Source organism: Protofrankia sp. Cr1, from assembly GCF_963555865.1.
Lineage (GTDB): Bacteria > Actinomycetota > Actinomycetes > Frankiales > Frankiaceae > Protofrankia.
Map to the genome: position 1 here is coordinate 1 of NZ_CAUVXO010000167.1, position 863 is coordinate 863.

1 protein-coding gene and 1 pseudogene are annotated in these 863 nt (G+C 67.3%); both read left to right on the forward strand.

Annotation, left to right across the window (positions count from 1 at the left end; translation table 11 throughout):
* A pseudogene (locus U9980_RS14405) lies at nucleotides 1-243 on the forward strand (hypothetical protein); the annotation flags it as partial.
* A 12-nt stretch (nucleotides 244-255) separates the two neighbouring features.
* A complete protein-coding gene (locus tag U9980_RS14410) occupies nucleotides 256-792 on the forward strand; it encodes a cupin domain-containing protein (protein WP_322768383.1) in 537 nt (178 codons plus the stop codon).
* Nucleotides 793-863: the final 71 nt, after the last annotated feature.

The window sequence follows — 863 nt, forward strand, 5'->3', positions numbered from 1 at the left end:
CGGGGACGGCCGACTACACAGCCCTCGGACGGGTGGTGTGGCAGCCCCCGCGCCACGGTCGGCTACGGTGATGTCGTGGGACTGCACCTGAGCCAGATCGCCGAGGCGGACGAGCTGCTGACGCGAGACCCGCTGGCGCTACTTATAGGCATGGTTCTGGACCAGCGAGGTTCGGAAAGAACGAACGTGGCGCCGACAACCAGTGCTGACTATGACGGCCATGGCTCGCCGGCCTTCTCTTGAGGTGAAAGCGCCGTGACATTCGACGCCGATGTTCCAGACGGACGGTTTCCAGCCGGGCAGCAACCTGTTCGGGGTTTCGTCCGAGGCCGTGACGAAGGCCGTCGGATCGATCTGCCGAACTGGTCGATGCTCGTCAAGGTCACGGATGGTGATACGCTCGGCCGGCTCACCGTGCTGGAGGGGCGGATGGGCCCGCGGCAGCCCGGACCGCTTCCTCATGTTCACGAGGGCCATGATGAAACGTTCGTGCTCGTCGAGGGCCGGCTGCGGTTCCGGGTCGGGGACGGGTTTCATACCGCTGTCGCGGGCGAGACGGTGTTCGCCAGCCGGCGGCTGGCGCACGGCTTCGGGAATCCCTTCGACGAGCCGGCGTGTTACGTGGCCATCCTCACGCCCAGTGGTTATGAGGACTATTTCGCCGTCGTCGCGGAGCACGTCGCCAGGACTGGTGCCCTGCCCGGCAGGGCGCTGACGCAGGAGCTGATGGCGCCCTACCGGACGGTCCTCTCGCCGTCCCTGCCAGACCCAGACGCGGTACTGCCACGATAGGAACGGACGGCGTCCCATCCCCGGATCGCACCATCCGGCGTGCCCGCTGGCGGGAACCGCGCCTACGGCTG